19 protein-coding genes are annotated in these 17,958 nt (G+C 62.0%); 12 read left to right on the plus strand and 7 right to left on the minus strand.

What is annotated here, in order from left to right; genetic code table 11:
* Window positions 1–5: 5 nt before the first annotated feature.
* From ectB to M3N55_RS04255, 3 genes are read left to right on the plus strand one after another with little or no spacing between them, the layout of a single operon-like run.
* Window positions 6–1,286, plus strand: coding sequence for a diaminobutyrate--2-oxoglutarate transaminase (ectB, locus tag M3N55_RS04245; RefSeq protein ID WP_428982592.1), 1,281 nt, complete (start codon window positions 6–8; stop codon window positions 1,284–1,286).
* Between the two features lie 5 nt (window positions 1,287–1,291).
* Window positions 1,292–1,678: an ectoine synthase gene (locus tag M3N55_RS04250; protein WP_249056729.1), complete on the plus strand. Its 387-nt coding sequence runs from the start codon at window positions 1,292–1,294 to the stop codon at window positions 1,676–1,678.
* A gap of 40 nt (window positions 1,679–1,718) precedes the next feature.
* Complete coding sequence (locus M3N55_RS04255; protein WP_249056731.1) at window positions 1,719–3,170, plus strand: aspartate kinase; 1,452 nt, start codon at window positions 1,719–1,721, stop codon at window positions 3,168–3,170.
* A gap of 37 nt (window positions 3,171–3,207) precedes the next feature.
* On the opposite strand, the gene M3N55_RS04260 is transcribed toward M3N55_RS04255, so the two are convergent.
* From M3N55_RS04260 to ccmI, 3 genes are all read right to left on the minus strand, one after another.
* The gene (locus M3N55_RS04260; protein ID WP_249056732.1) at window positions 3,208–3,441 is read right to left on the minus strand and encodes a DUF1289 domain-containing protein; all 234 of its coding nucleotides are present in this window, start codon (window positions 3,439–3,441) and stop codon (window positions 3,208–3,210) included.
* Between the two features lie 61 nt (window positions 3,442–3,502).
* On the minus strand, window positions 3,503–3,961 hold the full coding sequence (ruvX, locus tag M3N55_RS04265; RefSeq protein ID WP_249057140.1) for a Holliday junction resolvase RuvX: 459 nt from the start codon (window positions 3,959–3,961) through the stop codon (window positions 3,503–3,505).
* 17 nt (window positions 3,962–3,978) lie between these two features.
* Window positions 3,979–5,223: a c-type cytochrome biogenesis protein CcmI gene (ccmI, locus tag M3N55_RS04270; RefSeq protein ID WP_249056733.1), complete on the minus strand. Its 1,245-nt coding sequence runs from the start codon at window positions 5,221–5,223 to the stop codon at window positions 3,979–3,981.
* A gap of 215 nt (window positions 5,224–5,438) precedes the next feature.
* Between ccmI and M3N55_RS04275 the strand changes: the two genes are divergently transcribed.
* The 6 genes from M3N55_RS04275 (at window position 5,439) to M3N55_RS04300 (ending at window position 11,285) form a co-directional block, all read left to right on the plus strand.
* Window positions 5,439–6,686 (plus strand): sarcosine oxidase subunit beta family protein, encoded by a 1,248-nt coding sequence (locus tag M3N55_RS04275; RefSeq protein ID WP_249056735.1) that lies wholly within the window; start codon window positions 5,439–5,441, stop codon window positions 6,684–6,686.
* Window positions 6,686–7,048 (plus strand): hypothetical protein, encoded by a 363-nt coding sequence (locus M3N55_RS04280; protein ID WP_249056737.1) that lies wholly within the window; start codon window positions 6,686–6,688, stop codon window positions 7,046–7,048. Before M3N55_RS04275 ends, M3N55_RS04280 begins: the two co-directional genes overlap by 1 nt.
* Before the next feature lie 73 nt (window positions 7,049–7,121).
* Window positions 7,122–7,361 (plus strand): hypothetical protein, encoded by a 240-nt coding sequence (locus tag M3N55_RS04285; protein WP_249056738.1) that lies wholly within the window; start codon window positions 7,122–7,124, stop codon window positions 7,359–7,361.
* A 36-nt stretch (window positions 7,362–7,397) separates the two neighbouring features.
* Window positions 7,398–7,721, plus strand: coding sequence for a sarcosine oxidase subunit delta (locus tag M3N55_RS04290; protein ID WP_249056742.1), 324 nt, complete (start codon window positions 7,398–7,400; stop codon window positions 7,719–7,721).
* On the plus strand, window positions 7,718–10,732 hold the full coding sequence (locus M3N55_RS04295) for a sarcosine oxidase subunit alpha family protein (RefSeq protein WP_249056744.1): 3,015 nt from the start codon (window positions 7,718–7,720) through the stop codon (window positions 10,730–10,732). Before M3N55_RS04290 ends, M3N55_RS04295 begins: the two co-directional genes overlap by 4 nt.
* Window positions 10,725–11,285, plus strand: coding sequence for a sarcosine oxidase subunit gamma (locus tag M3N55_RS04300; protein WP_249056745.1), 561 nt, complete (start codon window positions 10,725–10,727; stop codon window positions 11,283–11,285). Before M3N55_RS04295 ends, M3N55_RS04300 begins: the two co-directional genes overlap by 8 nt.
* A 91-nt stretch (window positions 11,286–11,376) precedes the next feature.
* Here M3N55_RS04300 and M3N55_RS04305 read toward each other — a convergent pair whose 3' ends face one another.
* The gene (locus M3N55_RS04305) at window positions 11,377–12,660 is read right to left on the minus strand and encodes a DEAD/DEAH box helicase (RefSeq protein WP_428982593.1); all 1,284 of its coding nucleotides are present in this window, start codon (window positions 12,658–12,660) and stop codon (window positions 11,377–11,379) included.
* A 485-nt stretch (window positions 12,661–13,145) separates the two neighbouring features.
* Between M3N55_RS04305 and M3N55_RS04310 the strand changes: the two genes are divergently transcribed.
* The gene (locus tag M3N55_RS04310) at window positions 13,146–13,352 is read left to right on the plus strand and encodes a cold-shock protein (RefSeq protein ID WP_249056746.1); all 207 of its coding nucleotides are present in this window, start codon (window positions 13,146–13,148) and stop codon (window positions 13,350–13,352) included.
* Between the two features lie 51 nt (window positions 13,353–13,403).
* Here M3N55_RS04310 and M3N55_RS04315 read toward each other — a convergent pair whose 3' ends face one another.
* Entirely contained in the window at window positions 13,404–13,724 is a 321-nt protein-coding gene (locus M3N55_RS04315; RefSeq protein WP_249056748.1) for an arsenate reductase family protein, read from the minus strand.
* 88 nt (window positions 13,725–13,812) lie between these two features.
* Between M3N55_RS04315 and M3N55_RS04320 the strand changes: the two genes are divergently transcribed.
* Window positions 13,813–14,409: a thymidine kinase gene (locus M3N55_RS04320; protein ID WP_249056750.1), complete on the plus strand. Its 597-nt coding sequence runs from the start codon at window positions 13,813–13,815 to the stop codon at window positions 14,407–14,409.
* On the opposite strand, the gene ald is transcribed toward M3N55_RS04320, so the two are convergent.
* The gene (gene ald, locus M3N55_RS04325) at window positions 14,406–15,527 is read right to left on the minus strand and encodes an alanine dehydrogenase (protein WP_249056752.1); all 1,122 of its coding nucleotides are present in this window, start codon (window positions 15,525–15,527) and stop codon (window positions 14,406–14,408) included. The two genes, M3N55_RS04320 and ald, sit on opposite strands and share 4 nt — an antisense overlap.
* Window positions 15,528–15,663: 136 nt before the next feature.
* On the opposite strand from ald, the gene M3N55_RS04330 reads away from it, so the two are divergent.
* The gene (locus M3N55_RS04330) at window positions 15,664–16,122 is read left to right on the plus strand and encodes an Lrp/AsnC family transcriptional regulator (protein WP_249056755.1); all 459 of its coding nucleotides are present in this window, start codon (window positions 15,664–15,666) and stop codon (window positions 16,120–16,122) included.
* Between the two features lie 109 nt (window positions 16,123–16,231).
* Here the strand turns inward: M3N55_RS04330 and M3N55_RS04335 are convergent, their stop codons facing one another.
* On the minus strand, window positions 16,232–17,875 hold the full coding sequence (locus tag M3N55_RS04335; RefSeq protein WP_249056757.1) for a bifunctional metallophosphatase/5'-nucleotidase: 1,644 nt from the start codon (window positions 17,873–17,875) through the stop codon (window positions 16,232–16,234).
* Between the last annotated feature and the right edge of the window lie 83 nt (window positions 17,876–17,958).

Consider the following 17,958-nt stretch of genomic DNA (forward strand, 5'->3'; position numbering starts at 1 on the left):
ACAGCATGACTGATGCAGCCATGACCGATATCTACACCCGCCGCGAATCTGAAGCGCGCAGCTATTGCCGCTCGTTTCCGGTCAGCTTTACCAAGGCGCAAAACGCCACCCTGACCGATGCTGATGGCCGCGAGTATACCGACTTTCTGGCCGGATGTTCGTCGCTGAACTATGGCCATAACGACACCGACATGAAAGCCGCTCTGCTGGAGCATATCATGGCCGATGGCGTGGCGCATGGGCTGGACATGCACACCACGGCGAAGGCAGATTTCCTGAACGCGTTCGAGCGGATTGTGTTGGAACCGCGCGGCATGGATTACAAATTCATGTTCACCGGCCCGACTGGCACCAACGCGGTCGAAGCTGCGATGAAGTTGGCGCGCAAAACCACCGGGCGCGAAACCATCGTCGCCTTTACCAACGGGTTCCATGGCATGACCATGGGCGCACTTGCCGCGACCGGCAATGCCGGCAAGCGTGGCGGCGCTGGCATGGCACTGTCGGGTGTGGTGCGTATGCCTTATGAAGGCGCGATGGAAGGTGTCGACAGTCTTGCGCTTATCCGGGAAATGCTGGCCAATCCGTCCAGCGGCATCGACGCGCCTGCGGCTTTTCTGATCGAACCTGTGCAGGGCGAAGGCGGCCTGAACGCGGCCTCTGCCGAGTTTCTGAAAGGCCTGCAAGAGCTTGCCCGCGAACATGGTGCGCTCATCATCATGGACGACATCCAGGCAGGCATTGGCCGCACCGGTCCGTTCTTCAGCTTTGAAGGCATGGGCATCCAGCCAGACCTTATCCCGCTGGCGAAATCGCTGTCGGGCATGGGCCTGCCCTTCGCGGCGCTGCTGATCCGCCCTGATCTGGACGTGTGGAAACCGGCAGAGCATAACGGCACCTTCCGTGGCAACAACCATGCCTTTGTCACCGCCCGTGTGGCACTGGAAAAGTTCTGGAGCGATGATGCGTTCCAGAAGCAAACGGAGGCCAAGGCCGCTTTCCTGACCGAGCGCCTGCGCAGGATAGCCAATGTTATCCCCGGTGCCAGCTTGAAGGGGCGCGGCATGATGCAAGGTATAGATGTTGGCTGCGGCGAGATGGCGGCGGCAATCTGCGCCACCTGTTTCCAGCACGGTCTAATTATCGAGACCTCTGGCGCGCATGATGAGGTGGTCAAGGTGCTTGCGCCGCTGACCATCCCACAAGACCAGTTCGCCAAAGGTCTGGACGTGCTGGAAGCCGCAGTGCAGGTTCATCGTCCGGCAACAAAAATTGCAGCGGAGTAACGCGCATGATAATTCGTGACTTTCACAAGGAAAAAACCACCGAGCGCCGTGTTGGCGCAGAGCGCTGGGAATCCGTCCGCCTGCTGCTGGCGAATGACGGAATGGGGTTTTCTTTCCACATCACCACCATCGAGGCGGGGTCGGAACACACGTTCCATTACAAGAACCATTTCGAGAGCGTCTATTGCATCTCTGGCGAAGGCAGCATCGAAGACCTTGCCACCGGCGAAGTGCACGAACTGAGCCCCGGCGTGATGTATGCGCTGGATCAGAACGACAAGCACACACTGCGCTGCAAAACGGAAATGGTCTTTGCCTGCTGCTTCAACCCGCCGATCACCGGCAACGAAGTGCACCGCGAAGACGGTTCCTACGCGCTGGAAAATTCGTAAAACAGGTGGCGGGGGTGAAAAGCCACCCGCCAACATATCCATGACCCATACAGTCGAGAAAATCGGCGGCACCTGCATGAGCCGCGCCACCGAATTGGTGGACGCCCTGTTCCTGCATGACGCGGACGCAATCTATAATCGCGTCTTCGTGGTGTCGGCCTTTGGTGGCATCACCAACAAGCTGCTGGAACACAAGAAAACCGGATCACCCGGCATTTACGCACGCTTCGCCGTTGATGATAGCGGCGCGGGTTGGGTGGATGCGTTGCGCGACACCGCTGACAGCATGTGCGCGACCCACGCGGGCATTCTGACCCATGACGGCGACCGTGAACGCGCCGATGCCTTCGTGCGCGACCGCATGGAAGGCGCACGCGCCTGTATGCTGGATTTGCAGCGCCTTGGCAGCTACGGGCATTTCCGCATTGACCAGCAAATGATGACGCTCCGGGAATTGTTGTCAGGCATGGGTGAGGCGCATTCGGCCTTTGTCACCACGCTTTTGCTGCAACGCAACGGCGTGAACGCCCGTTTCGTGGATCTGTCGGGCTGGCGGGATGAGGGCAACCCCTCGCTGGCTGAGCGGTTGACGCAGGCAATGGCGGGGATAGACCTGTCTGCCGAATTGCCCATCGTGACTGGCTACGCGCAATGCTCTGAAGGGCTGATGCGCGAATATGACCGGGGCTATTCCGAAGTGGTGTTCGCCCATCTGGCGGCGCAGACCGCCGCCGCAGAGGCGATCATCCACAAGGAATTCCACCTGTCATCTGCCGACCCCAAGATCGTCGGGGTCGATGCCGTGCGCAAGATTGGCCGCACCAGCTATGACGTGGCCGACCAATTGTCGAATTTGGGCATGGAAGCGATCCACCCCAATGCAGCGCGCGTGCTGCGCCGTGCCGATGTGCCGTTGCGCGTGAAACACGCGTTCGAGCCCGACGATCCGGGCACGCTGATCGGGCCGGAAGGCGGCGAGGCGAATCGCGTCGAGATGGTGACAGGGCTGCCTGTCCAAGGGTTTGAAGTGCATGAGCCGGACATGGTTGGCGTCAAAGGCTATGACGCGACCATCCTGTCGGCGCTGACGCGGCATAACCTGTGGATCGTTTCGAAACAGTCGAACGCGAACACGATCACGCATTACATTAACGGGTCTTTGAAAGCCCTGCGGCGCGCCGAGCAAGAGGTGCAGAAAGCCTATCCGAATGCAGAGATAAGCACCCGCGCGCTGGCCATGGTTGCGGTTATTGGCTCGGACCTGTCAGAAGTGTTGGTCCTGTCGCGCGGATTACAGGCGCTGGAAACTGCCGGGCTGCGCCCCTTGGCCGCCCAGCAGGGTTTGCGCCGGATCGAAGTGCAATTCCTGTTGCCGCGCGACCAGATGGACACCGCGATCAAGGCGCTGCATGACGCCTTGGTGACAGAGGGTGAGAGCAAGCAGACCAGCAAGGCCAAATCAAAACGCGACGCACAGCTTCGTGCCGCGTAAGACAAACTGCGCGAGGGACTGCCCCTCGCGCTGTTTTTCAATCCAGAGAACGCACGCGCGCGCGACCGCCGCGCCGTTTCTTCAACTCTGGCGCGCGGCTTGGCAATTCATCCATGATCGCACGGCGCTCGGCAGGAGCCATCCGCGACCATCCGGCAATTTCATCCAAAGACCGCAGGCACCCAGTGCAAAGCCGCGCCTCGGGATGGATGATGCAAATTTTTACGCAAGGGCTTTGCACTTCGTCGCGTTTCCAGATGTGGTCGGTCATGGGGCGGCCCTGAAATTGTGGTTAGATCGACGTAAGACCGCGACCGTGAAAAAGAAACCCCTTACCCGCTCCGCATCACTGCAAGACGGTCCAAAGCGCCTTGCAGGATGACTCCGGCGGCAACATGGTCAATCACCTCTGCCCGGCGACGTCGGGACGTGTCGGCCTCTAGCAGCGCGCGCTCGGCGGCAACGGTGGACAGGCGCTCATCCCAGAACCCGATGGGACGATCGGTCAGGCGCGACAAGTTGCGCGCAAAGGCACGCGTGGATTGGCAGCGCGGTCCCTCGGTCCCGTCCATATTCCGCGGCAGTCCAAGGATAATCCCGCCAATCTCGCGCGCCTCAAGAATGTCGAGTAATGCCGTGGCATCCAGCCCGAATTTCTTGCGCCGGATTGTCTGCAAGGGCGAGGCAATAGAGAGCATGCGGTCCGACACCGCGACACCAATCGTCTTGTCGCCCAAGTCCAGCCCCGCGAGCGCCCGCATGGGCGGCAATGCAGCGGCAAATTCGGTCATGTCGTCGAAAAGCGTGCTCACTCTGCGGTCAGCCCGGCGGCGCGGGCGGCGTCATTTATCATTGCCAGCGCCTGCGCGTCTGCCGCAAAGATCGTGCGCGCCTCTTGCAGGATGGCCGTGGCTTGTTCGCGCCGCTCCAGAACCCCCATCGCGCGCAGAAGCTGCGCCCAGTCTTGCGCGTTACCGCCCTCATTTGCCAGACGTGCCAACATGCCATCAACCATGCCCGCGATCATCTCTTGACGCTCTTCCGGCGTCATATCCTGCGCGGCCTCTATGTCTTCGGCAGACGGCCCGCGCGGGCTGGGGGGCGGTGGCAACTGATAGCGGGGCGCGCCCGAAATCTGCGCAAGTTCCGGCAGCGCCGCGCGAATTTCTTCCAGCCAGGGCGCATCGGGCGGGCTGACATCATGCAGGCGCCGCCATAGGCGGAAGGTCAGATCGGGGCGCCCCGTCTGGGCGTAAAGCCGCCCGGAATAGTAAAGCGCTATCGGGTTTTCCGGATCGCTCCGCAGGATACGCTCAATCACGGCTTCCTGCTCGGGCGAAACAATCCCCCCCGTTCCAAGCGCCATAAGGTCCAGCAAATAAGCCAGTTCGTCCACCGGCACGCGCTCACCCGACAAGTCCACCACGCGTATCTGTGCTTCAATAGCGGCGCGGAAATTGCCCAGCCGCACCTCGTTCCGCGCCAGCAACCGAAAGCCGTTCACATCCTCTGGCCGGGTGACAAGCGCCTCGCGCAACTGTTGCACCATAGGTTCCAACTGGTCGCGGCCCTCAAAATCGAACGGGCCGGGGAAGGCTTCGGCATAGCTGGCTTCCAGCTCTGCCTGTCCGGGACGGTTCGCGCGCGCGTCTTGCGCCTGCGCGTGGCGTTCCATCAACGGCATGTCGCGATATGTTGGCAACCCAACGCTGAAATACAGCAGCGCGCCCCCGATCAGGGCCAGCACCACGACGCCCATCGCAACCATGCGCGGACCGGCTTCACCGCTGCCCAGGTCGCCACGTGCCGTGCGGTCCAGTTCCAGAACACGGCGCTGCACTTCCAGCTTGGTGCGCTCGGCCTCGTCCGCCACGATGATTCCGCGCGCCAGGTCGCGGTCAATTTCCGTCAACTGGTCGCGGTACACCCGCATGGCGCGCTCATACCCATTGGCGGTATCGCTTTGATTGCCCGCGCGCAGCACCGCGCGCCACAACACGATACCAACCATCAGGACCATCACCCCGAAACCTGCGATCTGGCCAATTGTCATGTGGTCGCCCTTCACGTTTCTTCTAGGGTTCTGTAACCTTACAGAAGGCCGCGCAAAAGCGAAAACGGGTCACAGCCGCGTCAGCAGCCCCCCAATTGCGACCATGCGCCGCGCCAAAGGGGCGATTTCGGTTTTCGCCCTGAACATGACGTTTCTGGATAACCGCGCGGCGCGCCGCTGGTCCAGAAGACAGCAAGAGCTCGGAGTGCCCGCCCATGAAACACTATTCCGCCTTTGCCATCGCCCGAGAGGCGTTCCGCCAGCACACCGGCTGGGGCCGCGCCTGGGCCAGCCCGGAACCGCGCGCATCCTATGATGTCATCATCGTCGGCGCGGGCGGGCATGGCTTGGCCACGGCCTATTTCCTTGGCAAGCGTTACGGCATCAAGAACGTGGCGATCATTGAAAAAGGCTGGCTGGGCGGCGGGAACACGGGCCGCAATACGACAATCATCCGCTCGAACTATCTGCAAGACCCATCAGCGGCGATCTATGAAAAATCGCGCAGCCTGTTTGAAACCATGTCGCAGGACCTGAACTACAACGTCATGTTCAGCCCGCGCGGCGTGATGATGCTGGCGCAGACGGAACACGAAAAGCGCGGCTACCTGCGCACCGAACGCGCCAATGCGCTGCAAGGCGTGGACACGCGCTTCATCTCGCCCGCCGAGGTGAAAAAGCTGGTGCCGATCATCAACCTTGACGGCCCGCGCTACCCGGTTCTGGGCGCGCTCTGGCAAGCGCGCGCGGGCACCGCGCGGCATGACGCGCTGGCATGGGGCTATGCGCGGGCGTGCTCTGACATGGGCATGCATGTGATAGAGCAATGCGCTGTCACAGGCGTCGAATCCGTGGGCGGCGAGGTCACGGCAGTCAACACCACCAAGGGCACCATCGGCTGCAAAAAGCTGGGCATCGTGGTCGCGGGCCATTCGGGCGCGCTGGCTGACATGGCGGGCTTCCGCCTGCCGGTGGAATCGGTGGCGTTGCAGGCGCTGGTGTCGGAACCCATCAAGCCCTGCATGGATGTGGTCGTCATGGCCAACACCGTGCATGGCTACATGTCGCAATCCGACAAGGGCGAAATGGTCATCGGCGGCGGCGCGGATGGGTTCAACAACTACACGCAGCGCGGGTCGTGGCACCACATAGAGGAAACCGTGCGCGCCTTGGTCGAGACCTTCCCGATGGTTTCACGGCTCAAGATGCTGCGCCAATGGGGCGGGATCGTGGACATGACCGGCGACCGCTCGCCCATCATTTCCAAAACCCCCTTGGGCAATTGCTTCATCAATTGCGGCTGGGGCACGGGCGGGTTCAAGGCGACGCCGGGGTCAGGCTATGCCATGGCCGAACTGGTTGCCAAGGGTGAACCGGGACCGCTGGCCGAGGCGTTCAGCATGTATCGCTTCCGCGAAGGGCGCTTCATTGATGAAAGCGTGGCGGCGGGGGTGGCGCACTGATGAACCAGAGCAAACAAATTCCAAAAGCTCTCAAGGCAATCGCTTGGACGTCGGTGCTGATGGCATCTTTGGTTTACATCGCTGCACTTTGGTCGGACCTTGTTCATAACACTGAGTTCTTTGTGCGTGCTGGGGCCCTCTCCGTATTTCTTGTGGTTCTGCTCTTCTTTGTTTCGCAATGGACCGGCTTTTTCACCTTTTTGAGTGCTGACAACATAGACAACATGAACCACGCTGCACAAAGAAGCTATCTAACACCTTTTGAGGGATACCTCTTGGTCAGTGGAACCCTAGTCTGGGGCTTCGGCGATTGGTGCGTTTGTTCGCTCAAAATTGGGAGCTTGAACACATGCAGCTTTTAGATAGCACAAATGTCAGCGGAGTACGCTTGCGGACCGGCCATTTTCCGCGCAATTCCACGCCCTTGGGGGTGACATGGCCGCATCCGTCCTTATCTATGTCCCGGACGGAACAGAGGACAGTGCCATGCGTTTCACCTTCATCACCCGATTTGCCGATGCCATCCTGCGCAACCCGCAGCGCGTGGGCGGCCTTGCCTTTGGTATTCTCATCCCGCTTCTGGTCGCGGGGCTTGTCCTTGCCCCGCGCATCGGTGGGCTGTCGGACAGCAACCTGTCCAGCGCCCCACAAGCCTATTCCATCCCCGTCGAATAAGGCGCGCAGGCTAGCGCGCTCCATGAAAGGCGCGCCATGCTACTGCTGACATGCCCCTGCTGCGGCGTCACTGCCGAGGAAACCGAATTCGCGCCGGGCGGCGAAGCGCATCTCAAGCGCTTCGGTCCGGGGTCTTCGGATGCCGATTACGAATCCTACATGTTCAACCGCAAGAACCCGCGCGGCGTGCATTTTGAACGCTGGCGGCATGCCTATGGCTGCGGCAAGTGGTTTCTGGCCGCGCGCTGCACCATGACGCTGGAAGTGTTCGGCACCTACCGCGCGCAAACAGTTGAGCCGCCCGCCGAGATTGTCGCCGCCATAAAGGCAAAACGCCCTGACTGGGAGGGGTTCGCATGAGCCATCGTCTTGCCACCGGCGGCCGGTTGATTGACCGCGCCCGTGATGTGAAATTCACCTTTAACGGCAAGCATATGAAGGGCCATGCGGGCGACACGCTCGCGGCCAGCCTGCTGGCCAATGGGCAAACCCTGCTGGGCCGGTCGTTCAAATACCACCGCCCGCGCGGGATTGTGGCCAGCGGGGCCGAGGAACCCAACGCGCTTGTAGGTCTTGGCAAAGGCGACCGCTATGAGCCGAACCAGCGCGTGACCACAACCGAGGTTTTCGACGGGCTGAGTGCCGAGACTCAGAACCACTGGCCGAGCTTGGATTTTGACCTGCTGGCGGTGAACAGCCTTGTGCCGCAATTCCTGACGGCCGGGTTTTATTACAAAACCTTCCTGCGCCCGCGCGCGTTCTGGAAGCATGTGTATGAGCCGATCATCCGCAAATCAGCGGGCCTTGGCAAAGCCCCCGCGCATGACGCGCGCGACCCCGACCGTTACGAGCAGCTTTACGCGTTTTGCGATGTGCTGGTCATTGGCGGCGGGATTGCGGGCCTGCAAGCGGCGCTGTCGGCGGCAGAGGCCGGCGCGCGCGTGGCCCTATGGGAGCAGACCGCGCATTGGGGCGGTCGCGCGCCTGTGGATGGCGTGACCATTGACGGACAGGATGCGGATACATGGATTGCCGCGACCGTCGCCAGGCTGGAAGGCATGGACAACGTCCACCTACGCCTGCGCTGCATGGGCGCGGGTCTGCATGACCATGGCTATGTGCTGGGCTATGAACGTGTGTCCGACCACGCGCCAAACATCGACGCCCCCCGCCACCGCCTGTGGCGGATGCGCGCGGGCCAGATCGTGACGGCCACGGGCGCGATAGAGCGCCCCTTGTCCTTTGCGGGCAATGACCTGCCGGGCGTGATGCTGGCCAGCGCCGTGCGCGACTATGTCGTGAATTATGCGGTCGCGCCGGGGCAATCCGTGGTCGTGGTCACGAATAACGACGATGCCTACCGCACCGCCATAGCGCTGCGCCGCGCCGGAATCGGCGTGCCTGCCGTGGTCGATGCCCGCGCAGAGGCGAACGGCCCATTGGTGGCAGAGGCGCGCGCGGCGGGCATTACCGTGCTGACCGGCAAGGGCATTCGCAAGGTCAAGGGCGGCAGACGCGTGACGGGCGTCGAGATCTGCCGCATCGACAGCAAGGGCACAGCCTTTACCGAGGTCTTCGACTGCGACGCCGTCGCCATGTCGGGTGGTTGGTCGCCGGTCGTGCATCTGTGGTCGCATTGCGGCGGCAAATTGCTTTGGGACGACGCGCATCATTTCTTTCGCCCCGATGCCAACCGCCCGCCCTTGGGCGTGGATGGCACGGGCTTCGTGACGGTGTGTGGCGCGGCCAATGGCGATCTGGGCGCGGTGCTGCATGGCGCGCATGACGCGGGCGTAGTCGCGGCGAAAGCCACCGGGGCCACAGGCAACGCCCCTACCCCGGCCACCGACAACGCCCCTGACATGGTCCCGATGGACGCCGTCTGGATGATGCCGCGCAATGCCGAATACGATCTTCGCATGAAAATGTGGCTGGACTACCAGAACGATGTGAAGGTGTCGGACGTGCAACTTGCGGCGCGCGAGGGGTATCAGAGCGTGGAACACACCAAACGCTATACCACTTTGGGCATGGCCACGGACCAAGGGAAGCTAAGCAATATCAACGGTCTGGCAATTCTGTCGGATGCTTTGGGCCAGCCCATTCCCGCCACAGGCACCACCACCTTCCGCCCGCCCTACACGCCCATTTCCATTGGCGCGATCGCGGGTGAGGCAACGGGCAGCACGTTCCAACCGCTGCGCCGCTCGCCATTGCAAGACTGGCATGAGCAGAACGGCGCAGACCCGGAGCCCGTAGGCCATTGGCGCCGCCCCTATACCTTCCTGCGCGCGGGCGAAGATCGGCACAAGGCGGTCAACCGCGAAGTCACCAATGCACGCACGAATATCGGGCTGCTCGACGCCTCTACCCTTGGCAAAATCCTTGTCAGCGGGCCGGATGCGGGGCGGTTCATGGATATGCTCTACACCAATATGATGAGCAATCTGAAACCCGGCAAATGCCGCTATGGGCTGATGTGCAACGAAAACGGCTTCCTGATGGATGACGGTGTCGTGGCGCGGCTGTCAGAGGATGCGTTCCTGGTGCACACCACATCGGGCGGGGCGGACCATGTGCATGGCTGGATGGAAGACTGGCTGCAATGCGAATGGTGGGACTGGAAGGTTCACACCGTCAACCTGACGGAACAATACGCGCAAATCGCCGTGGTCGGCCCGAAAGCGCGCCAGCTTCTGGAACGGCTGGGCGGCATGAATGTGAGCGCCGATGCGCTGAAATTCATGGAATGGACCGACGGCAAACTGGGTGGGTTCGATGCGCGCGTGTTCCGCATCAGCTTTTCCGGTGAGTTAAGCTTCGAGATTGCCGTGCCTGCAAGCCAAGGCCGTGCGTTTTGGAACAAGCTGCTGGCCGAGGGGGCTGATCTGGGCGTCATGCCTTACGGCACCGAAGCGTTGCATATCCTGCGCGCCGAGAAGGGTTTCATCATGATCGGCGATGAAACCGATGGCACGGTCATTCCGCAAGACCTGAACCTGAACTGGGCGATCAGCAAGAAGAAGGATGATTTCCTTGGCAAGCGCGGCATGGAACGCGAGGCCATGATCCACCCCGACCGCTGGAAGCTGGTGGGGCTGGAAACGCTCGATGGCTCTGTTTTGCCCCATGGCGCGCTGGCCGTGACCGGGGGCAAGAACGCCAACAAACAGGCCGAAACCGAGGGGCGCGTCACCTCGACCTATTATTCGGCCACGCTGAAGCGGGGCATTGCCATGGCGCTTGTGCGCTTTGGTCCCGACCGTATGGGCGAAGTGTTGGAATTTGCCGGGCCGAATGACGCCCGCATAAAGGCGCGGATCGTGGACCCGGTTCTCTATGACAAGGAAGGGGCGAAGCAAAATGTCTGAGCTGGCACAAAGCGCCCTGCCCGGCGCACGGTATGAGGGCTTTGTCACGGTCACTGAGGCGGGCCTGCGCGGGATGATTACTTTGCGTGGCGATCTGTCGGCCATGGCAGGCGCGGTCAAGGATGCCACGGGCTGCGCGGTCCCGGCACTGCGCCGGGTGGAAGCGTCAGACGGCAAAGCGGTAGCCTGGATGTCGCCTGATGAGCTTCTGATCTTGTGCGACTATGCCGATGCTCCCGGATTGGCCGCGTCGCTGGCAAGGGCGCTGGAAGGTCAGTTTGCCACGGTCGCCAATGTATCGGACGCGCGGGCGGTGTTTACGCTGACCGGCGCGCAGACGGGCGATGCTTTGGCCAAACTCTGCCCGGTCGATTTCGGCACGCTGCGCACGGGCGATATTCGCCGCACGCGGGCAGCACAGGTGGCCGCAGCGATCTGGGTGTCGGGCGAGGGCGAAATGACGCTGGTCTGCTTCCGCTCGGTCGCGCAATACATGTTCGACCTGTTGTCGCGGGCCGCCGCGCCGGGGTCGGAACCACGGCTTTATGCTTAAGGCGAAGGGCAGCGGCGGATCGGGTTCTACTGTCGAAACGGCAAGGTAAAGAAAAAGGCGCAAGGGGGAAGCCCTTGCGCCTTCTTTTGATTTATCCGAAGCGACGGCGCTTCTGACCGCCGCCAGCACCCGGCGCCTTGGCCTTCGGCTTGTCGCCCCGCGCGCCGCCTGCGCCTTGCGGCTTGCGACGTTGCTGCGGTTGGCCACGCTTGCGCTGTTCAGCGCGCGCAGGACCAGCCAGATCGGCGGACCACGGCACGCCGCCTTCAACCTTCATGCTGATCTTCATCAGTTTCTCGATCGCGCGCAGGTCTTCCATCTCGGCCGGGGCACAGAACGCCAGTGCGCGGCCAGAGGCCCCCGCCCGCGCGGTGCGGCCAATGCGGTGGACATAGTTTTCCGGCACTTCCGGCAGATCATAGTTATAGACATGCCCCATATCGGGAATGTCGATGCCGCGTGCAGCCACATCCGTGGCGACGAGCACCTTGATCTCGCCCGCGCGGAACGCCGCCAAAGTGCGCTCCCGTTGGCCCTGGCTTTTATTGCCGTGGATAGACCCCGCCGAATGGCCCCAGGTGTTCAACAACTTCATCAGCTTTTCCGCGCCATGCTTGGTCCGAGAGAACACCAGTGCCAGATCGTCCGGGTGTTTTTCCAGATAACTGGCCAGCAGCTTGGCCTTGTCGCCCTGCGAGACGAAATGCACGGCTTGCGTGACCTTATCAGCGGGTTTGCCCGGCGCAGAGACCTCGATCCGCTCGGGACGGTCCAGATAGGCCGCCGCGATCTCGTTCATCTGCTTTGACATGGTGGCCGAGAACATCATCGTCTGACGCTCGCGCGGCAGCAGCGCCGCGATCTTGCGCAGCGCGTGGATGAAGCCAAGGTCCAGCATCTGGTCGGCCTCGTCCAGCACAAGCATGCGGGTTTCGGCAAGCGTCAGCGCGCGGCGGTCCAGCAGGTCCAGCAGGCGGCCCGGCGTGGCCACCAGAATGTCGGTGCCCTTGGCCAGTTTCTGAATTTGCGGGTTAATGCCCGCGCCGCCCACAACCCGCGTCACCTTGATCGGCGATTTGCGCGCGAAGCCGTCCAACGTGGTCGCGATCTGGGTGACCAGTTCGCGTGTGGGCGCAAGGATCAGGGCTTGGGTGGTCTTGGGGTTGGGACGGCCCGCACCCAGCACCTCGTGCAGGATGGGCAGGCCGAAGGCCAGCGTTTTGCCGGTGCCGGTCTGCGCCAAGCCCAGAATGTCACGGCCCTGCATGACCAAGGGAATGGCGCGCGCCTGGATCGGGGTGGGCTTATCCAGCCCCTGAGCTTCAAGCCCAGCGGTCAGAAGCGGACGCAGGCCGAACATGGTGAAATCAGTCAAAATAGTTCCTCTCATGGCACGCGAAAGCGGCCAAAAATGCCCCATTCCATTGGGGACGGTTGGGGGCGCCAAACATGGACGCCGCCCCCCACGCGTGATGTCGGGAAGCTGGTTTGAGGCATATAGCCCCAGTCGCAAACCTTGTCAGTGCTCACGCGGCACGTTTGCGGTTGGGGTGCAGATGCGCGTCCGGGCACCAAAAGTCAAGGAATTTCCCGTGCACCGGCCAAGTGGCAACGAATCAGAACATGTTAAGAGCGTTCCGGATTGCGCCAAATATGCGCGCCAAACCGGCAATTAACCCCGCTAAACCGGGGGTTTTAGACGAAAACCTTGCCTTTTCGCGCGGCTGTGGCAACATTTTCCTGTGATGACAGACTTTCTACCACGGCCCCTTGCGTCTGCGACAGCCGGAAACTGGAAGACCTGGCTGAACGCCCCTTGGCAATCCCGCCTTGGGATACGACAGAACGAGGAGATGCTGTATGCCAACCGGCACAGTAAAGTGGTTCAATACGACCAAAGGTTACGGCTTCATCGCGCCCGATGATGGCGGCAAGGATATTTTCGTGCATATTTCTGCCGTCGAACGGGCTGGTCTGACCGGCTTGGCCGATGACCAGAAGGTCGGATATGAGCTGCGCGCGGGGCGCGATGGGCGCGAATCCGCCAGCGATTTGCATCTGCTGTAACCGCACATTCGCTTCAATGGGATCGCTGCCGGGCATCTGGCAGCGATAGTTTTACAGCCCAAGCGCCTTTTGCGTATCGGCCTTCCAGCCCAGAAACCACGCATCGCCGTTTCGAATGACCGGGCGTTTCATCAGTGTCGGGTGCGTGCCCAGAAGGGTGTCCAAATCTTGCGCTCTCTCCTCTTCCGACAACCCCCGCCATGTGGTCGAGGCGCGGTTCACCAGCGCATCCCCGAACTGGTCCAGAAGCGCTGCACGCTCTTGCGGGCTTAATGGGTCCGTGCGGATGTCGCGGAATGTCGCCTCTGGCAAGGCTTTGATAGCTTTGCGGCAGGTATCACAGGTTTTCAGGCCAAGAATGGTCGTGGTCATGGTCGCCTCCATTTGGGGCAAGATGCCCGCAGGTTCCGCGCCTCGCAAGGGGCTTTTCGCGCCCTGCGCAACGGGCTAAAGCAATCGCATGGCCAAGCTTTATTTCAATTACTCGACCATGAACGCGGGCAAATCCACGATCCTGCTGCAAGCGGCGCATAACTACCGCGAGCGGGGCATGGTGCCCTATCTGCTGACCGCACGACTGGACGGTCGCGCCGGGCAAGGGCGGATCGCGTCGCGCATCGGGATCGGGGCAAAGGCGGACACATTCGACACGGCGGATGATCTGTTTACCAGGCTGGCCGGGCAGTTGGCGCAGGGTCCCATCGCCTGCGTCTTTGTGGATGAAGCGCAATTTCTGACACCCGATCAAGTCTGGCAACTGGCCCGCGCGGTGGATGATTTGGGCGTGCCTGTCATGTGCTATGGGCTGCGTGTGGATTTTCGAGGAGAGCTGTTTCCCGGTTCCGCGACCCTGCTGGCACTGGCCGATGAAATGCGCGAGGTGCGCACGATCTGCCATTGCGGCAAGAAAGCCACGATGGTCGTGCGCATGGGCGACTATGGCCAGGCCCTGCGCGATGGCGCGCAGGTGCAGATCGGCGGCAACGAGACATATGTCGCGCTCTGCCGCCGCCACTGGCGCGAGGCAATGGATGATTGCCCCGCGCTGCGGGATTAGGCGGTTTTCAGCGCCGCCTCCGGGGCCATAACGTCAAGCCCCAGCGCCTTGCCGACCGCGCCATAGGTCAGGTGGCCTGCATGGGTGTTCAGCCCGGCCAGAAGATGCGGATCATCGGCACAAGCCTGCCGCCAGCCTTTATTCGCCAGCGCCAACATGAAGGGCATGGTCGCGTTGCCCAGCGCAATCGTCGAGGTTCGCGCCACCGCGCCCGGCATATTGGCAACGCAATAATGCATGATTCCGTCCACCACATAGATCGGGTCCGCATGGGTGGTGGCGCGCGAGGTCTCGAAACAGCCGCCTTGGTCGATAGCCACATCGACAAGCACCGCGCCCGGTTTCATATCTGCCAGTTGCGCGCGGCTGAGCAGCTTGGGCGCCGCTGCCCCCGGCACCAGCACCGCACCAATAACCATGTCAGCCTGCGCGACCAGTTCGGCGGTGCGCGCGGCGCTCGCATAACCGGTGCGAAAATGCTGGCTGAACATGTCATCCAGATAGCGCAGACGGGGCAAGGACAGGTCCAGCACGGTCACATCCGCGCCCATACCGGCGGCGATGCGGGCGGCATGGGTGCCGACCACGCCACCGCCAATAACCACGACATTGGCCGGACCAACGCCGGGCACGCCGCCCATCAGCACGCCACGTCCGCCATTCGCTTTTTGCAGCGTCCATGCGCCCATTTGCGGGGCCAGACGGCCAGCCACTTCGGACATCGGCGCCAGCAGCGGCAGGCCACCTGCGCGGTCAGTGACGGTCTCATAGGCAATCGCGGTCACGCCGCTATCCAGCAGGTCGCGGGTTTGCTCGGGGTCGGGGGCAAGGTGCAGATAGGTGAACAACACCTGACCGGCGCGCAACTGCTTGCGTTCGACCGCCTGAGGCTCTTTGACCTTGACGATCATATCGGCACGAGCAAACACCTCTGCGGCAGTCTCGGCCAGCGTGGCACCGGCCTGCATGTATTGCGCATCCTCGAACCCGGAACCTGCGCCGGCACCGGTCTGCACCAACACCTCTTGGCCCGCACGCACCAGTTCTTGCGCGGCAGCGGGCGTCAGGCCAACGCGGTATTCCTGCGGTTTGATCTCGGCCGGGCATCCGACAAGCATGGCGATCCTCCTTTTCGCGGTGAAAACAGGATGATCTGTATTGCATGAAATGTGTTTGCGAATATTCGTTCCATTCGGGTAATCTATACAAATTCTTCGGCAATTTCGCCAAATTATGCACAAGGATTGCGCTGCAATGCAGCTAGACGATATTGATCGCCGCATCTTGCGGGTATTGCAGCGCCAAGGACGTGTGACCAATGCGGAACTGGCGGAACAGGTTAACCTGTCGCCTTCGGCCTGTCACCGGCGGGTGCAGCGGTTGGAAAGCGACGGGATCATCGCGGAATATGTGGCGCTGCTGGACCTGAAGCGCATTGGTCGGCCGACCACGGTTTTCGTGGAAATCACCTTGTCAGGTCAGAGCGACGACTTGCTCGACCGGTTCGAGCGCGAGGTCGCGCGGGTCCCCGATGTGCTGGAGTGCCACCTGATGGCGGGAAGCGCGGATTACCTGCTGAAGATCATCGCCATAGACACCGAGGATTTCGCACGTATTCATCGGCGCTACCTATCGCGTTTGCCGGGCGTGACGCAGATGCAATCTTCTTTCGCGCTGCGGCGGGTGGTGCAGACGACAGCCGTCGATATTTAGGGCCAGCCTCGCGGGGGGCTTTGCCCCCGTCGCGCTGCGCGCGCCTCCCCCAGGATATTTTTGCAAGGATGAATGGGGGCGGGGTATCTGGCCCCGCCCTTTGTTGGGGTTATTGCAGAATGCGGCCGTCGATCTGCGGCGCGAAGGGTTCATTTGCCGACAGGTAGCGGGCCAGCACTTCGGCGAGGTCGATGGCGGTGTCGTAGCCATTCACGCCCTGTTCGCGCAACATCGCGTAACCATCGCCGCCTCCGGCCATGAAGTTGTTGGTCACAAGCCCATACATGGCGGCAGGATCGATCGGGGTCCAGATGTCGCCAGTGCTGATCTCGACATCCGACACACGGCCGGCGCCGGGTGCCACAGACGGGTCGAGCTTGAACCGGATACCCGCCACTTGCGGGAACCGGCCTGCGCCGTTTTCGACGTCGTTCACGCCATGCTCCAGCGCCGCAACCAACGCCGCGCCGGGGATTTCGAGCGTGTAAAGCGTATTCTGGAAGGGCAGCACCGTCAGCACATCGCCAAGCGTGGCCGTGCCCGCCCCGATGGACGCGCGCAAGCCGCCGCCATTGGCCAGCGCGATGGTGATGCCTTGGTCTGCCACTTCGGCCAGCATGGCATCGGTCACGGTATTGCCCATTTCGCATTCGCGCGCGCGACAGTTTTCGCGGGCCCCGTCGATGGGGGCTGCGAGTTCAGCTACGGGCGCGCGCACCAACCTTTCGATGGGTTCGGCAAGGGGCGCGATCAAGGCTTCGATATCTTCGGCCGGGGCGAAGCTTGCATCCAGAAGCACTGTGTCGCCATTTGCCGCGACGACCGCGCCATCATCGGCAAAGTCCAGTTGCAATTCGCCAAGGTAACGCGAGAACGCAAAAGCCTGCACGATCGGCACCGCACGGCCCGAAGGGCTGGCGACCAGCGTGGCATATGCGACCGCGCCCTCTTCGGTGTTGGACATGCGGGTGTGGCTGTGGCCGCCAATGATGGCCGAAATGCCGTCCACGGCGGCGGCGATCTCTTGGTCACGGTTATAGCCGACATGGCTGAGAAGAAGGATTTTGCTGATGCCCTCGGCCTGCAAATCGGCGACGGCAGTTTGCAGGAACGCGATCTCGTCCTGAAAGGTGACATCTGGTCCGGGCGAGGACAGGAATTCGGTATCCGGCGTGGTCACGCCGAGGATCGCAATGCGTTCGCCGTCCTTCTCGATCACCGCGCGGGGCTGAATACGCCCGGCCAGCGGGCTACCGTCTGCTACGATGATATTACCGGACACAACGGGGAAATTCGCCTCCGCGATCATCTCGGCCAGACTTTCGGGCCCGCGGTTGAATTCGTGATTGCCCACGCCCATCGCGTCGAAGCCGATGGCGTTCATCATCTGGATCTCGGCCTTGCCGCCATAGGTCGTGTAATAGAGCGTGCCCTGGCTTTGGTCGCCCGCATCCAGCGTCAGCACCGGGCGGCCTGCGCTTTCATGGCTCGCGCGGCGGTCACGGATGGCGGTGGCCAGTCGGGCAGAGCCGCCAAAGCATTTGCCTTCGGCCGAAGCGTCATCCGAGCAAGATGAGTTGAAGCTGCTGATCTCGCTGATGCGGCTGTGCATGTCGTTGATATGCAGCACGGTCAGTGAAAAGCCCGACTGTGCCTGTGCGCTGCGCATGGTGAAGCTGCCCGCGCCGGTCAATGCCAGCGTGGCCCCGGCAAGGCTTAGAAAGCCGCGGCGGTCAAGATGAGTGTTGGTCATGGTCGCATCCCCGTTGGTGGCCGCGCTGTCGCGGCGGACAAGACATGGCGTGCCAAGCTTCTGTTACGGCTTGATGACACCTT

The sequence above is a fragment of the Roseinatronobacter domitianus genome (assembly GCF_023336755.1).
GTDB classification, from domain to species: Bacteria; Pseudomonadota; Alphaproteobacteria; order Rhodobacterales; family Rhodobacteraceae; genus Roseinatronobacter; species Roseinatronobacter domitianus.

Bases quoted from the DNA above. Each gene is read 5' to 3' on its own strand.
- ectB (WP_428982592.1), top strand. From the start codon at position 6: ATGACTGATGCAGCCATGACCGATATCTACACCCGCCGCGAATCTGAA.
- M3N55_RS04250 (WP_249056729.1), top strand. From the start codon at position 1,292: ATGATAATTCGTGACTTTCACAAGGAAAAAACCACCGAGCGCCGTGTT.
- M3N55_RS04255 (WP_249056731.1), top strand. From the start codon at position 1,719: ATGACCCATACAGTCGAGAAAATCGGCGGCACCTGCATGAGCCGCGCC.
- M3N55_RS04260 (WP_249056732.1), bottom strand. From the start codon at position 3,441: ATGACCGACCACATCTGGAAACGCGACGAAGTGCAAAGCCCTTGCGTA.
- ruvX (WP_249057140.1), bottom strand. From the start codon at position 3,961: ATGACCGAATTTGCCGCTGCATTGCCGCCCATGCGGGCGCTCGCGGGG.
- ccmI (WP_249056733.1), bottom strand. From the start codon at position 5,223: ATGACAATTGGCCAGATCGCAGGTTTCGGGGTGATGGTCCTGATGGTT.
- M3N55_RS04275 (WP_249056735.1), top strand. From the start codon at position 5,439: ATGAAACACTATTCCGCCTTTGCCATCGCCCGAGAGGCGTTCCGCCAG.
- M3N55_RS04280 (WP_249056737.1), top strand. From the start codon at position 6,686: ATGAACCAGAGCAAACAAATTCCAAAAGCTCTCAAGGCAATCGCTTGG.
- M3N55_RS04285 (WP_249056738.1), top strand. From the start codon at position 7,122: ATGGCCGCATCCGTCCTTATCTATGTCCCGGACGGAACAGAGGACAGT.
- M3N55_RS04290 (WP_249056742.1), top strand. From the start codon at position 7,398: ATGCTACTGCTGACATGCCCCTGCTGCGGCGTCACTGCCGAGGAAACC.
- M3N55_RS04295 (WP_249056744.1), top strand. From the start codon at position 7,718: ATGAGCCATCGTCTTGCCACCGGCGGCCGGTTGATTGACCGCGCCCGT.
- M3N55_RS04300 (WP_249056745.1), top strand. From the start codon at position 10,725: ATGTCTGAGCTGGCACAAAGCGCCCTGCCCGGCGCACGGTATGAGGGC.
- M3N55_RS04310 (WP_249056746.1), top strand. From the start codon at position 13,146: ATGCCAACCGGCACAGTAAAGTGGTTCAATACGACCAAAGGTTACGGC.
- M3N55_RS04315 (WP_249056748.1), bottom strand. From the start codon at position 13,724: ATGACCACGACCATTCTTGGCCTGAAAACCTGTGATACCTGCCGCAAA.
- M3N55_RS04320 (WP_249056750.1), top strand. From the start codon at position 13,813: ATGGCCAAGCTTTATTTCAATTACTCGACCATGAACGCGGGCAAATCC.
- ald (WP_249056752.1), bottom strand. From the start codon at position 15,527: ATGCTTGTCGGATGCCCGGCCGAGATCAAACCGCAGGAATACCGCGTT.
- M3N55_RS04330 (WP_249056755.1), top strand. From the start codon at position 15,664: ATGCAGCTAGACGATATTGATCGCCGCATCTTGCGGGTATTGCAGCGC.
- M3N55_RS04335 (WP_249056757.1), bottom strand. From the start codon at position 17,875: ATGACCAACACTCATCTTGACCGCCGCGGCTTTCTAAGCCTTGCCGGG.